This is a genomic window from Mesobacillus subterraneus (genome assembly GCF_000934845.1).
GTDB lineage: Bacteria > Bacillota > Bacilli > Bacillales > Cytobacillaceae > Mesobacillus > Mesobacillus stamsii.
Genome location: NZ_JXIQ01000035.1, coordinates 16,946 through 32,079, shown reverse-complemented (window position 1 = coordinate 32,079; position 15,134 = coordinate 16,946). Strand labels below are relative to the sequence as shown.

9 protein-coding genes are annotated in these 15,134 nt (G+C 41.6%); 8 read left to right on the top strand and 1 reads right to left on the bottom strand.

What is annotated here, in order from left to right:
• Positions 1-20 precede the first annotated feature (20 nt).
• From UB32_RS06205 to UB32_RS06195, 3 genes are all read left to right on the top strand, one after another.
• Complete coding sequence (locus tag UB32_RS06205; RefSeq protein WP_044392123.1) at positions 21-1,250, top strand: ATP-binding protein; 1,230 nt, start codon at positions 21-23, stop codon at positions 1,248-1,250.
• A gap of 214 nt (positions 1,251-1,464) precedes the next feature.
• Positions 1,465-2,655, top strand: a complete 1,191-nt coding sequence (locus UB32_RS06200; protein ID WP_044392122.1) for an HD-GYP domain-containing protein — start codon at positions 1,465-1,467, stop codon at positions 2,653-2,655.
• Between the two features lie 118 nt (positions 2,656-2,773).
• The gene (locus UB32_RS06195; protein ID WP_044392121.1) at positions 2,774-3,994 is read left to right on the top strand and encodes a hypothetical protein; all 1,221 of its coding nucleotides are present in this window, start codon (positions 2,774-2,776) and stop codon (positions 3,992-3,994) included.
• Positions 3,995-4,369: 375 nt separating this feature from the next.
• On the opposite strand, the gene UB32_RS06190 is transcribed toward UB32_RS06195, so the two are convergent.
• The gene (locus tag UB32_RS06190) at positions 4,370-5,422 is read right to left on the bottom strand and encodes a M20 family metallopeptidase (RefSeq protein WP_044392119.1); all 1,053 of its coding nucleotides are present in this window, start codon (positions 5,420-5,422) and stop codon (positions 4,370-4,372) included.
• 285 nt (positions 5,423-5,707) lie between these two features.
• Here UB32_RS06190 and UB32_RS06185 point away from each other — a divergent pair, with 285 nt between their 5' ends.
• The 5 genes from UB32_RS06185 (at position 5,708) to UB32_RS20690 (ending at position 15,105) form a co-directional block, all read left to right on the top strand.
• Positions 5,708-9,199: a bifunctional 2',3'-cyclic-nucleotide 2'-phosphodiesterase/3'-nucleotidase gene (locus UB32_RS06185; RefSeq protein ID WP_241768433.1), complete on the top strand. Its 3,492-nt coding sequence runs from the start codon at positions 5,708-5,710 to the stop codon at positions 9,197-9,199.
• Between the two features lie 305 nt (positions 9,200-9,504).
• On the top strand, positions 9,505-11,898 hold the full coding sequence (locus UB32_RS06180) for an immune inhibitor A domain-containing protein (protein ID WP_044392115.1): 2,394 nt from the start codon (positions 9,505-9,507) through the stop codon (positions 11,896-11,898).
• Positions 11,899-12,200: 302 nt separating this feature from the next.
• Positions 12,201-13,343, top strand: a complete 1,143-nt coding sequence (locus tag UB32_RS06175) for a DEAD/DEAH box helicase (protein WP_044392113.1) — start codon at positions 12,201-12,203, stop codon at positions 13,341-13,343.
• A 115-nt stretch (positions 13,344-13,458) separates the two neighbouring features.
• Positions 13,459-14,946 carry an amidase family protein gene (locus UB32_RS06170; protein ID WP_044392111.1) on the top strand — a complete coding sequence of 496 codons (1,488 nt, stop codon included), beginning with the start codon at positions 13,459-13,461 and terminating at the stop codon, positions 14,944-14,946.
• A gap of 24 nt (positions 14,947-14,970) precedes the next feature.
• Positions 14,971-15,105 (top strand): hypothetical protein, encoded by a 135-nt coding sequence (locus UB32_RS20690; RefSeq protein ID WP_260983522.1) that lies wholly within the window; start codon positions 14,971-14,973, stop codon positions 15,103-15,105.
• The last annotated feature ends 29 nt before the right edge of the window (positions 15,106-15,134 follow it).

Sequence of the window (15,134 nt, the reverse complement as noted above, 5' to 3'; positions counted from 1 at the left end):
TCAGGCTTAAGGAGACCCGCATGAACCCGTTTAAAAAAAATTCAGCTTTAGTATATGAAGAAGTAAAAGCAGTAAAGTTCTTTTTGTGGACTTTTTATATTATTTTATTTGCATATGATTTAGCATATTATTTTGTTGTTCCATATTATAATGATTTAAGAACTGGTTTTCCAGAAGGTAGTATGGGTTTTGTTATGCATTTTCTCCTACTGTTTTTGCTACCAATAGCCGTTTATCTGATAAAAACGAATTCACCCGAAAAAATTAAATACATCTATATGTTTAGTTTTATGTTCTTAGATATCACGAATAACGCGATGATTTTTTATGGAAATGATAAGGAATTTACAGGAGGGCACATTCTAGAAATATACTTTATACTTTTTTCACCTATCTTTGTGGATAAACGTTTTTTCAAGGTAACAACAATAGGTTTTACAATGAAATACCTTTTAGATGGAATTTTATTTCATTCGAATAATGTTCTTTTCCCTATCGCACTTATTCTTTTTATATCAGCTATTACGTGGGTGCTGTTATCAAGATTTCAATCATATTTAGCAGCAATTACTTCGATTCATGATGATTTAAGACAAAAAGAAAAATTAGCAGTCATTGGACAAATGGCTACGGCCATCGCCCACGAAATCAAAAATCCTCTATCGTCTTTAAAGGGTTTCACTCAACTTCAACAAGAGAAAGATAAGGAAGATGATCAATATTATTCTATTATGTTAAGTGAAATTGATCGAATAAACGCGATTGTAACGAATCTTTTAATCTTAGGAAGACCAAATTCAGGTGTGAAAAGTGTAAAAAATCAAAGAGAGATTATAGAATATGTTCTTTTGATGATAGAGCCTCATGCTGATAGATTGAATGTGAAAATTAAGTTGGATCTTACTGATAACCCAATGTTAATGTGTGATGAAAATCAATTAAAGCAGGTATTCATCAATTTAGTCCAAAATGCTATAGAGTCAATGCCTGAAGGGGGTATAGTAAATATTACCTCTCAAGTCGATAAAGATTTTACAACTATTTACATAAAAGATAAAGGTTGCGGAATTGAACCAGATAAATTACAAAAGCTAGGTGAACCATTTTATACTACTAAAGAAAATGGCAATGGGTTAGGGTTAATGGTTACCAGGAAAATCATTGAAGAACATAATGGGCAATTTTTTATTAAAAGTGAACTAAACAAAGGCACAACAGTTGAAGTAAAACTCCCGGTTATCCATAAATAAGATTAAATTTTAATGCGATTCATTTAAATAAACCAAAAGGACTATTCTTTGCATAGTCCTTTTGGTTTATAATGAAGAAAAATGTCGATTCTAGTCGTATTTTGATAGGTGAATTTACTTATATTAAGCGAGAGTCACTTTAATCTATTAATTTAGATAGTAATTTGGCGATAAGAATGATAGCGACAGATTAAGGAAGTAATGTGAGGTAACTATGTATAAAGAGAAGATTAGTCGAACATTTATTTATGAAGAACAAAGAGCATTAAAATGGTTTTTGCTGCTATTTTATATAATCTTTTTTCTTTATGAAGTGTTTTACCATTATTTTTATAAAAATATTGATTTGAATTTACCCCGGGAAGTAAATTATTGGATGTATTTTTGGTTACTTTTTTCTTTGCCGATTTTCACGATTTTTATGAGAAAAGAAAAGGTTTATTTCGTTAAATATATATTTGTAATAGGATATTTTTTTACTTCAATCCTCAGTGAAATATCGATTTATTCGATGAATAATCTTGAATATCAAAGTGGGAATGCCGTAGAGGTTTTAGTTGTATTATTCACCCCTTTTTTTATAAATATTCGTTTTTTCAGGGTGGTAACAAGCACAATAGTATTAAAATACATTTTTCTTGGGATTTATTTAAAATCAGAAAACACGATTGGTCCAATAGTATTAGTATTAATCTTAAGCTGGATAGCCTATTTAATTTTAATACGCTTTCAAGATTACCTAAAAGCCATAAAAGATTTGTATGACCACCAATTAAGTGGTATTGTAAAGGGAGTAATAGCAACCATAGAATTGAAAGACCCATATACAAGAGGGCATAGTGAACGAGTGGCATATTATGCACAAACATTGGCTAATGAGACGGGAAAATTCACACCAAAAGAATTAAGTTCCTTTCACTATGCTTGCTTATTGCATGACATAGGAAAAGTAAATATACCTGATTCAATTCTAATGAAACCAGGAAAACTGTCAAAAAATGAATTCGAAGTTATTAAAACACATCCTTCTGTTGGAGAAGAAGCGATCCTTAAAGTAAAGGGACTAGAAGATAGTTTACCTATAATAAAGTCCCATCATGAAAGGTGGGATGGTAAAGGTTACCCAGAAAAACTTAAAGGGGACTCGATACCATTCTTAGCAAGAGTAGTATCTATAGCGGATGCGTTCGATGCGATGACTTCCTCAAGATCCTATCGAGATGCACTTTCAGTTGATGAAGCTTACTCTAGAATAATCGAGGGTCAAGGAACACAATTTGATCCACAGTTAGTAGAGTTATTTAAAGAAATCTTCCCTTCATGGGTTAAGTTTCATAGAAAATATGATTGGACTAATACCCTTTCAAGTGAAGATGATAATGATGGAAAGGAGGTACCCTCATGAAGATTCGAAAACTGAAAAAAATAAAAACAACTTGTTGGTGGTGCATACTTTTATAAAGTCATATAAGAAAGGGAAAAGGTTAATCGCCTTATCCCTTTCTTAATATTTGGAGGCTTATATGAAGCTTACCTATACTTCAAAAATTTCACTTATACCACTGAAAGTTAGAAATGAAAAAAAAAATTTCATAGTGGAAGACGAATTGACAAGTGCTTTCTACGAAATGCCAGAGGTGTGCATTTCGGCTATCGAGTTAATAAACAAGGATATTCCACTTCAAGAAATAGAAAAGTCATTAATTCTACAGTACCCAGAAGAGGATATAGATATTATTGGGTTTGTCAACCAATTGATAGATTTTGATTTAGTGAGTGAAATTAATGGTGTAGCTATTACACAAGCTCCAAAAGTTAATTCTGAAACGGGCTTTAATTGGATTCCCAAAAATCTCGGCAGTTTTTTCTTCCCTTCTTTCAGCTCTTATCTTTATCTCGCTTTATTGATTGCTAGTATTGGTTTACTTTTGTACAATCCTGCATTGTTTCCGCGTTACTCGGATTTATTCGTTTTTGACCTTATGCTGCAGAATATTGTTGTAGTGCTGATCATTACGTTTGTTCTTGTCCTGCTCCATGAATTCGGCCATGTTTTGGCAGTTAGATCAGAAGGTCTGCCTGCTAAGATAGAAGTCGGGCATCGGCTCTTTTTGGTGGTGTTGGAAACGGATATGTCTCACGTTTGGAAGCTTCCGGCTGACAAGCGGAATAAGCTTTATTTAGCTGGAATGTATTTTGATTCTGTTGTGTTGTTTATAGGATTGCTGGGGCAAATGTTTACAAGTGAAAATGCACTTCTCGTCGGTTTATTAAAGCTGGTGGTGCTGGATACTTTCATTCGCTTAGTTTATCAGGCAGCTGTTTTTATGAAAACGGATCTTTATTATGTGATCGAGAATAGGACGGGCTGTTATAATTTGATGGAAAACGGCCGAAATTTCCTGGCGCGCTGGCTGCCATTTTTGCGGGTGCCGCAAACGGAAACATTTGCAGGAGAGGAACGGTTTGTTCGTGCTTATTCAAGTTTCTATTTGGTCGGAGTCGTCTTGACCATCGCCATCACCGGCTACTACTATGTTCCGCAAATGGTATTCGCAGTGAACCATATTATGATACCGGGCTTTTTGGCGCCGGTGACTAGTCTCCGCTTTTGGGATTCAGTTGTCTTTTTGCTGCAAATTCTTTTCGTTTCGGGATTATTAATTTATTCATGGAGCAAGAAATATCGTTTCAGCAGGAAGAAAAGCACAAGCGACTCGAAGGCATATGAGTCTGTCCAATGAAAAATTTGTCATTATTCCTATTCAATCGTTTTTTTTGAATAAAAAAATCCGTGGATTTCGCTCCGACAGACAGACTCCCAGGCGCTCGAGTTGGGCAAAAAGAAAAAAACAGCAGGTTTGGGTGTGTAGAGCGAAAAGTTTTCAAGAAAGCCTCGTTATTTTGACAGGTTCTACGTTCTTATCAAAAAACCGAGCCTGTGTGGGTTTGGGGTAAAATTATTTATTTGGATGGTGTAGGCTCGGTTGCTATCGGAGTAGGTTTGATCGAAGCAAGGAGGAGGCTCACCTGTCGCCCCGCGGAAAGCAAGTGTCTGGAGTGGAAATCGATTATCAGCCAAACCAAAAAAAGGCCGGGCGGTTTTTGCCCGGTTTTTCTTACCACGTTTTACTATATTCTATTAATATGTTTTTATACTTTTCCAGCGATTCAAGTAGCACGAACTCATCGTCTCCATGCCAGTTTGCACCGCTTGGTCCAAATTCAATAGCCGGGATTCCATGGATTGCGAAATACTGGGTGTCTGCTGCTCCGTGCTGGCCGAATAAGATGGCGTCACCGTCCGTATGCTTTTCTAAAACGGTCTTTAGTTTCGTAATGAACGGATCGTCCGACTTTGTCGCGACAGGAATCCCTTTTAACCCAACAGTAATGGTACCGTCGACAATGCTCTCAATTTGTTGGATGATGGTTTCTGCTTTTTGACCGGGAAGATAGCGAATATCAAGGGACATGACACAGTGGTCTGGTACTTTATTAAAAACTTCACCGCCAGAGATGATGGCAAGATTAATGGATGGCGATTGGTAAAACGCTGAGCTTTCTTTTGTGAATGGCAATTCCAGCAGCTTTTCGTAGGCTTGGAACGCTTTGATAATTGCATTCTCGCCTTCCCATGGGCGGCTTCCGTGCGCCGATTTTCCAATTACGTCTACTTCCAGTCTTAAGACACCTTTTGCCTGCAAGGCGATCCCGAGCTGGGTCGGTTCTGAGGCGATCACAAAATCACCGCGATAGCCATTTTCGACAAGGTAGCCTGTGCAATTTTGACCACCGATTTCTTCATCTGAGACAATTTGCAGCTGGATTTTCACTCCGAGTTTTTGATCCAGTAATTCCTTCATCGCGAACATCATCGCTGCAACGCCAGCTTTCATATCGGCTGCGCCTCTGCCATAGAGTTTGCCATCCTTCTCAACTGGCACAAACTGTTCTTTTTTTCCGCTGACAACATCTACATGGCCATTCCATACAAGCGTTTTATCCCCTTCGCCCATCTCGCATACGAGCATTTTATAGCCATTATTCTCTATCAAACTCGGTTTCAATTTTTGCTCAATTAGCCATTGTCTGCAAAACTCGATCGCCTGATTGGCCCCTTCCACGGTGGAGCTGTCTATCAGGATTAGTTCTTTTACTAACTCCTTCATTTCAAAAACACTCCCAACGGATTCTTTTATACATTACCACGTAAATCGACTTTTAATCATATATCCATGTTAGTCTTTTTTGCAGAAAAAGCATAAAAATACAATTCGTCAACAGTGCTTTTTTTCTGGCGGTGTTCGTAATTTTCAGGAGGTAAGTCCTGAATTGACAGATAAACTTTACAAAAAGTTAAGAAAATTCAGGTCCATTAGTTCATTTTCTTCCTGTCCATTCCTACTATAATTAACTCGTACTCTACCAATTTACTTATTAAGGAGATGAATTTCTTGAAGAAGCCTTTGCGCAAGTTAGGAAAAACCGTTGTTGCTACGACAATGGCATTGTCAGTTTTGGCAGGACCAGCTTCCTATACAGCATTTGCTGCTGGAAAACCTAGTCATGCCGGAAAACCTGCACAACCAGGAAAGCACGAGGTACAGCTTCGGATCATGGGAACGACCGATATTCATACGCACCTATATAATTATGATTATTATAAGGATGCCGAGACAAATGAATTTGGTCTTGCCAAAACAGCCACGCTCATCAAACAGGCGAGAGAAGAAAAACCGGGCAAGAACAATCTCCTTTTTGATAATGGCGATTTAATTCAGGGCAATCCGCTTGGCGACTATAAAGCCAAGGTTGATGTGCTGGAAGATGGGGAAATGCATCCGGTTTTTGAAGCGATGGAACTATTGGATTATGATGCAGCTACCGTCGGCAATCATGAATTCAACTACGGTTTGGATTATCTTGATGAGGTGCTGGATGACGCGCCAATGCCATATGTAAATGCCAATGTTTTCAAGGATGATGGCGACGATAATCCTGATAATGATGAAAATTACTTTAAGCCTTATACGATTTTTAACAAGAAGGTCACGGATAGTAACGGCAAAACACAAATGATGAAGATAGGCGTTGTAGGTGCTGTCACGCCGCAAATCTTGCAATGGGATAAAGCCAATCTCGATGGCAAGGTGGTTACAAAGGACATTGTAACATCAGTTGAAGCGCAAATTCCGAAGATGAAGGAAGAAGGTGCTGACATCATCATCGCTTTAGCCCACTCTGGAATTGGCGATGAAAAAGTGGTGGAAATGGAAGAGAACGCTGCCTATGACCTTTCCCTAGTTGATGGCATTGACGCAATCATTACCGGACATAACCACTTAACATTTCCTGGCAGCTTTACTGACTTGCCTGGTGTGGATTCGGAAAACGGAACTATCAATGGTGTACCTGTTGTTATGGCAGGGAACTGGGGCAATCAGCTTGGCGTGATGGACTTAACGATTGCCAAGGAAAAAGGCAAATGGAATGTGAAAAATTCCAAGTCTGAGGTAAGGGCCATTTATGACAAAGCAACGAAAACATCATTGGCAGACGCAGACGAAGAAATTTTAGCTGCTGTAAAAGAAGACCATGAGGGGACAGTGAATTATGTCCGCCAGCCTGTTGGCCAAACTGCTGCCAATATCAACAGCTATTTTGCGCTCGTTCAAGATGATCCATCCATTCAGATCGTGACGAATGCCCAGAAATGGTATGTAGAAAAGCAAATCAAAGGCACTCCCGATGAAAACCTGCCGATCCTTTCCGCTGGAGCTCCATTCAAATCAGGCAGAGGCGGAGCAAGTGACTATACTTACATCCCGGCAGGTACGATTGCGATTAAGAATGTAGCCGATCTTTATCTGTATCCAAATACCGTGTCAACGATCAAAATCAAAGGAAGCGATGTAAAGGAATGGCTTGAAATGTCTGCCGGACAGTTCAACCTTATTGATGAGAACAGCACGGGGGAACAAGCGCTGATCAATCCGGATTTCCCGGTTTACAATTATGATGTAATCGATGGCGTGACTTACGAAATCGATGTAACGGAACCGGCAAAATATGATAAGAATGGAAAGGTAGTAAACGCGGACGCAAATCGTATCAAGAATCTGGAATACAACGGGCAGCCAATTAACCTTGAGCAGGAATTCTTAGTTGTAACAAACAATTATCGTGCTACTGGAACATTCCCGGGTGTGAAAAATCAAACAGCAGTAGAAATGTATCCAGATGAAAACCGTCAGGCAATCATCGATTATATCCGCGAAGTGGGAACGATTGATCCCTCTGCGGACAATAACTGGAGTTTTGCTGGTGTGAGCAAAGATCTGAATATTACCTTTACCTCTACTCCAGATGCACAAAATGAGCTGCCAGAGAGTGGCCTAATTGACTATGCTGGCGAAGCTGCAAATGGCTTTGCGAAATTCAAGCTCCATTTGCCAATCGCCCTTCAGCTTTTAGGAATCAATGACTTCCATGGTCAGCTGGACACGTACAATGCGAAAATTAATGCAGGCGGTGTGGATTATCTTGCTGCCTATTTAAAAGAACGGGAAGCGACTAATCCAAACACCTTGCTGCTGCATGCTGGTGATGCTGTAGGTGCAAGTTCCCCTGTTTCCGCTTTGCTTCAGGACGAGCCTACGATCAAGATGTTGAACGAGCTTGGTTTTGATGCGGGTACGGTCGGCAACCACGAGTTTGATGAAGGTGTAGAAGAAATGCTGCGTTTGATCAATGGTGGAAGCCATCCGAAAACAGTGGAAAAGTACGGGGAATTCGAAGGAGCTGACTTCCCTTATGTTGCCGCTAACCTTGTCTACAAAGAGACAGGTGAGAATGTCTTAGATCCATACAAAGTCATCGATGTAAATGGCATTCCCGTTGGCGTAATTGGAGTCGCGTTATCCGATACTCCAAGCATCGTCATTCCGAGTGCAGTCACTGACGTGGAGTTCACAGACGAAGCGGAAGCCATCAACCGCTATACAGAGGAGTTAAAGGCGCAAGGTGTGGAAACCATTGTTGTTTTGGCTCATAATCCATCCACTTCAAATCAAGATGGATCGAATCCAGGGGAAGAACTTGTGGACATCGCTCAAAAGGTGGATGACGAAGTGGATGTGTTATTGGGCGGACATAACCATGCTTATACAAATACAACAGTGGATGGCAAGATTGTTGTCCAGTCGTATTCTTCCGGTACCGCTTTTTCTGATGTCGATTTACTGATCAACCCGGTTACAAAAGATGTCATCGCTGGAAAATCTGAAATTGTCACAACATACCGCGACAAAATCCAGCCTGACCCGGAAATAAAAGCAATACTCGATAGCTATGTATCAGAGGTCGCGCCGATTTTGAACGAAGTAATTGGAACCACCCCTTCCGATATTAGCCGAGAAACAAGTGTTGCTGGTGAATCTGCGATGGGCAATTTGGTTGCGGATGCCATGCGCTGGCAGACGGGGACTGATTTTGCCTTTATGAACTCAGGAGGCGTCCGTGCTGACATTGACGCAGGGGAAATCACATGGAAAGAAGCTTTCACTGTGCAGCCATTCGGAAACGACCTGGTGAAAATGAACGTGACGGGAGAAGTCATCAAAACCTTGCTTGAGCAGCAATGGGGCAGCAAGGTCCGAATCATGCCAATCTCTGGTTTGAAGGTAACTTATGATGATTCCAGAGCGGCTGGAGACCGCATTGTTTCGATCACGAAGAATGATGGAACACCTGTTGAGATCGAGAAAACCTATTCTATCACCGTCAATAACTACATGGCAGGTGGCGGGGATGGCTATGCAATCCTAGCAACCATTGCTGATAAGCAAATCGATGTAGTCGATTTGGATGCATTGGTAAACTATATCAAGGCGCACGGAGAAGTGAACCCGAAAATCGAGGGCCGTGTAATAAAAGTAAATCAATAGATTAAAAGAGAGCACAGACTTCTGTGCTCTTTTTTTCGTGAAAAAAGGATAGGTCTATCGAATCAAATTTCGAGACACGAAGAAAAATTTTTCGACGCAATACATGTCTCGACGCAAGTTTTTACGATAAAAAAAGGCCGAAAGAGTTAGATTTCTGTTTAAATAGGCTGATTTTGACAAAGAATCATGAGTTCTATAGGTAAATGTTATTATATTGATAATATTTACAATATTTAAATATCTTGCTACAATATCAATCAGAATATGTATCATCAAAACTAGGAAACTATCAGGAGGTAATCTTTTTGAAGAAAAAAAGTTCGTTGAAGGTTCTTTCCAGCGTTGCTGCTAGTGCGGTGTTCGCTTCGACATTACTTGCTGGGTCATTTCAAGGTACACCAGCAGCAACAAAGAATGTTGCTGCCGCCACAGCACTGGAATCTGCACCAATCGACCTGAATATCGTCGACCAGGATCGCCTGGCGGAAGCTTTACAGAAACGCGGGCTGATTTCAAAAGGAGCTTCTCCGGAAGAAGTAAGCAAGGCGGTCAATGATTATATCGAAAAGAAACAAGGGGAAAAGCCAGGCAAGTCCGATAAAGCTTTGACAAAGGAAGAGAAAGCTTTCGACAAAAAAGCCAAAGATTTTGTTTCAAAACAAAAGGACAAGCTTGCGAAGCAACTCGATAAGGGCCACGAAAACTTCAAGAAAGGAAAGCCAAATGGAGCGGTAAAAGTTGACTCTGCTAAGCAGGCTGACTACAATGGGGGCGTTCGTGAGGATAAAGTCCTCGTCCTTCTTGTCGAGTATGCGGACTTCCCGCACAATAATATTGATCAGGAAGATGGCTATATGTGGTCGGATGACTTTAATCGCGAACACTATCAAAAAATGCTGTTTGGCGAAGAAGACTTTACCCTTTTTAATGGGGAGAAGGTAAAGACATTCAAGCAATATTATGAAGAGCAATCAGGAGGAAGCTACACGGTAACAGGCAAAGTCTCTGACTGGCTGAAGGTGCCTGGAACTGCTGCTGAGTATGGCGGCGATAATCCTAATGGTGGCCATGATAACGCTCCTGGAGCAAAGGGTGCTCGCGGACTTGTTAAGGATGCTTTGGTTGCTGCAGCTGAATCTGGAATGGACTTAGCTGACTATGATCATTTTGATCCGTATGACTTAGATGGTGACGGTAACCTCAACGAGCCAGACGGTCTTGTGGATCACTTGATGGTACTTCACTCTGGTGTTGGCCAAGAAGCTGGCGGCGGCAAGCTTGGAGACGATGCAATTTGGTCACACCGCTGGACAGTAGGAAACGCACCTTACCGCGTACCAGGAACAACGGCTGCAGTTCCGTACTGGGGCGGACAAATGGCGGCATTTGATTACACTGTAGAACCTGAAGACGGCGCAGTAGGGGTATTTGCGCACGAATTTGGTCATGATCTTGGCCTTCCAGATGAGTATGACACTCAGTATACTGGACAAGGAGATCCAGTAGCTTCTTGGTCGATTATGTCGGGCGGAAGCTGGAACGGGAAGATTGCTGGAACAGAAGCGCCAAACTTCTCTCCTCAAAACAAAGAATTCTTCCAAAAGACAATGGGCGGCAACTGGGCAAATATTTCAGAAGTGAATTATGAAGACATTGATTCAAAAGGCTTAGCAACGATCATTGATCAAAGTGTGACAAAGTCTAATAACCCAGGAATTGTAAAAGTAAATCTACCTGGTAAAGAAGTAAAGGGTATGGAGACTGAATTTGGCGAACAGTACTACTACAGCCAAAAAGGGGATGACCTTCATACAACACTTGTAACACCGGAATTTGATCTAACAAACGCAGCAAGTGCTGAATTTTCATACAAAGCAAATTATGAAGTGGAATTCGATTACGATTATGTGTATGTAAATGCAATAGTGGATGGTAAAGAAGTAGAAATCGACAAAATCGGCGATAAAAACGTTGCTGGTGGAATGGATACGACGGAAGGCAACTGGGTTGATGTAAAGTATGACCTCAGCCAATTTGCTGGTAAAAAAGTAAAACTTGTTTTTGAATACGTAACCGATGGCGGCCTTGCTCCAGAAGGATTTACGATGGACGAGCTTAAGCTGACAATCGACGGGCAAGTGGTTTTCGCGGACGATGCGGAAGGTGAAGCAGCCGTAACGCTTGATGGCTTCTCCCAAACGAACGGAATCTTCTTAAAAGACCACTACTACTATCTTGAGTGGAGAAACTATGCTGGTACTGACAAAGCCTTGCTTGAAGGACGTGGCGTAAAGTATAACACTGGAATGGTTGTTTGGTACGCTGATGATTCCTTCACAGATAACTGGGTTGGCATCCACCCAGGGGAAGGCTTCATAGGACCAGTAGATTCCCATCCAGAAGCAATTGTTGGCACGCGCAACGGGGAGCCTTCCGTTTACCAAAGCACTCGCTACCAGGTAGCAGATGCAGCATTCTCAATGGATCAGACACCAGCCTGGTACATCGATTCTCCGTTACGCGGAATCTTTGACTACAAGGGACTTCCAGGAGTAACAGAGTTTGATTCTACTAAATCTTACATGAACGACTTGATCCCAGATGCAGGACGGAAAGTACCTGCTACATTCCCGATCAAGTTCCAAGTGATCGGCGAAGCGAAAGACAACTCTGCTGGTGCAGTGTGGATTCATAAATAAGGATTTAAGACATCGGGTGATTTTTCGTCCGATGTTTTTTTATGAATTGGAAAAAAACGCATGGATTTTCCAGTTCGCCAATAAAAATTGAAAATCGCCAATATATTAAAATTATTGCTAGAAAAATTGTGAAAATCGCCAATAAATTTTTATTTTCGCCAATAAAATTGTGAACTCCGCCAATAAAATAATTCTTGAGTGTATAACCTCATGAAAAAACGTGATTCAGTGGGGGAATACTGGACTTATACGCAGGTTTTAGCTAGTATCAATATTAGAATGTTTACGTGAAGGAGAAAAACATGTCAGAAACTCTACCAATAATTGCTCAATTGAAACCTTCTCTGCAGCTAGCCTGGGAGAAGGCCGGATTCGGGGCGCTAACTGCTGTTCAGTCGGCGACAATTCCGTTACTGCTAGACGAAAAAGACGTTGCTGCTGAATCACCGACTGGCACGGGTAAAACGTTAGCGTATTTACTTCCTGTCTTAAATAAAATCGATACGACAATGCAGAATACACAGGCAGTTATCCTCGCTTCCTCACAGGAGCTTGTCATGCAGATCCTCGGCGAAATCCAAAAGTGGGGAGAAGGCAGCGGCATTAAATCGGCAAGCCTGATCGGCGGGGCAAATATAAACCGGCAGCTGGACAAGCTGAAAAAGAGCCCACACATTATCGTCGGAACCCCTGGCCGTACAAATGAATTGATCAAGCAAAAAAAACTGAAAATGCATAAAGTCCGCATCATCGTGCTCGACGAAGGGGATCAACTGTTGACCCCTGAGCATATGGAAACAGTAAAGAGTATCGTAAAATCGACACTTGCCGATCAAAGGCAACTAGTCCTTTTTTCAGCTACACTGCCTGAGACTGTTGAAAAAGCGATCAGCAGGCTGGCGAATGATCCTGAAATTATTAAAGTGAAGAAGGATGATACATTTGACGCGGCAAAAGTGGAACATATATACTTCCGGAGCGAGCAGCGTGATAAAATAAAAATTCTTGAAAAAATCGCACGTCTTGATGGAACAAAGTCGCTCGTATTCATGAAAGATATTCCAAATTTGATTATCGCTGCCGAGAAGCTGAATTTCAAAAACATCCCGGTTGGGCAGCTCCATAGCGAATTGACAAAGCAGGATCGCCAGAAATACTTACAGAAGTTCCGTGATGGCAACAGTGAGATGTTGCTAGTCACTGACATTGCAGCTCGTGGCCTCGATATTAAGGGCGTAACCCATGTCGTCCATTTCGATTTTCCAAGGGAACAGGACCAGTATGTCCACCGTTCTGGACGTACGGGCCGTTTAGGTGCAAAAGGAACGGTCATCTCGATTGTCAATCAACGAGAAGAGCGGGATTTAAAGCGATTCTGTACTACGCTGAATATCGATCCAGTATTCAAGGAATTTTACGGTGGCAAAATAGTCGATGCAAAATAAAAAAGTGCAAGCTATAGGATCAGAGCCTATAGCTTTTTTGCTGCATTTAAAGGGATTTTCGTTAAAAATCGAGAATATATATTTCAAAGTTTATTAATCGGAAGGAACTGTTGACATGAAAAATCCACGCTTACATACATTGATGGAAGAATGGCTTCCGGAAGCGACAATCGATGACATGCAGGAAAAAATGGAGAGAGGTGAGCTGACAAGTCATGATCTTGTGCTCATGTATCAGGCTAGGATCGCTGCATTTGATAAAACAATCAACTCTGTACTTGAACTGAATCCCGATGCGCTGCATATTGCAGCTGCTCTTGATGTAGAGCGAGAACAAACGGGACCAAGGAGTCCGCTGCACGGCATCCCAGTACTGGTTAAAGACAATATCGATACTGGTGATAAAATGCATACAAGTGCCGGATCATTAGCTTTGAAGACTTCTATAGCGGAGAAAGATTCGTTTGTTGCTTACAAGCTACGGGATGCTGGTGCCGTTATCCTCGGAAAAACCAATATGACCGAGTGGGCTAACTTCATGGCAAATGGCATGAAAAGCGGCTACAGTTCACGAGGCGGCCAAGTTGAAAATCCATATGGTCCAGGCAAGTTCGACGTTGGTGGCTCAAGCTCAGGTTCTGGCGCATCAATTGCCGCCAATCTTGCAGCGGCTGCGATTGGTACGGAAACGGACGGCTCGATTTTAAGTCCAGCTTCGCAAAATTCACTGGTCGGCATCAAGCCGACTGTCGGACTTGTCAGCCGCAAGGGCATCATTCCGATAGCCCATACCCAGGACACAGCAGGTCCGATGGCGAGAACTGTCAAGGATGCGGTATATCTTTTAGAGGCGATTTTCGGGCAGGATTCGCAAGACCCGGCAACAATGGTAAGATTACCTGAATTCAACCATAACGATCTTTTCGACAAAAAAGCATTAAATGGAATAAAGATTGCTGTAGTCCAGGAAGAGTACATTGGCAAATGGACGAAGGAACAGGAGCGAATTTTCCAAAAAGCCGTAGAAAAACTGAAAGAACTGGGAGCGGAGATGATGGAAGCGGTCATTCCTGCAGCAAAAGCGAAATGGGGATACAATGTGTTAAGTTATGAATTCAAGGCAGATCTAAATGCTTATCTGAACAGTCTGACACCGACTATTCCAATCAGAACACTTGCCGATGTGATTGCTTATAATGATGAACATGAGCAAAAAACGCTGAAATATGGACAGGAAGTTCTGCTGGAATCAGAAGCGACAAGCGGAGAATTGACAGAAACAGAATACCTTGAAGAACTGGAATTCAATCTATATATGGCTAGGGAACAGGGAATTGACTATGCCCTGAAGGAATACGGAGCGGATGTCGTGCTTTTTCCAATGGCTGGCTCGACAATCGCCTCCAAGGCGGGATATCCGTCGGTTACGGTACCAACTGATTACACAGAAGAAGGTGAGCCGGTCGGGATTACTTTCACAGGCACCGCTTTCAACGAACCGCTGCTGATCCGGCTTGCCTATGCCTACGAACAGGCAACAAAGGTCCGCCGCTCACCCGACCTTAGAATAAACGCCAGCAAAAAAATCCATACTACACCTTGAATTCATTTAAAGGAGCGAGGAAGCATGGGTAAGCAAAAGCTTGGCAACGGCAACGCCCAACGAAACAATAACAAGAAAAAAGGCAACAACACCCCAGAAGAACTGGTCGAGTTTACAACCGGACAGAAGGAGAAAAAGTTCAATAATCCGATCGATTAACGAAAAAAATCCTCCGGCGGTTCACTCGC

Bases quoted from the DNA above. Each gene is read 5' to 3' on its own strand.
- UB32_RS06205 (WP_044392123.1), top strand. From the start codon at position 21: ATGAACCCGTTTAAAAAAAATTCAGCTTTAGTATATGAAGAAGTAAAA.
- UB32_RS06200 (WP_044392122.1), top strand. From the start codon at position 1,465: ATGTATAAAGAGAAGATTAGTCGAACATTTATTTATGAAGAACAAAGA.
- UB32_RS06195 (WP_044392121.1), top strand. From the start codon at position 2,774: ATGAAGCTTACCTATACTTCAAAAATTTCACTTATACCACTGAAAGTT.
- UB32_RS06190 (WP_044392119.1), bottom strand. From the start codon at position 5,422: ATGAAGGAGTTAGTAAAAGAACTAATCCTGATAGACAGCTCCACCGTG.
- UB32_RS06175 (WP_044392113.1), top strand. From the start codon at position 12,201: ATGTCAGAAACTCTACCAATAATTGCTCAATTGAAACCTTCTCTGCAG.
- UB32_RS06170 (WP_044392111.1), top strand. From the start codon at position 13,459: ATGAAAAATCCACGCTTACATACATTGATGGAAGAATGGCTTCCGGAA.
- UB32_RS20690 (WP_260983522.1), top strand. From the start codon at position 14,971: ATGGGTAAGCAAAAGCTTGGCAACGGCAACGCCCAACGAAACAATAAC.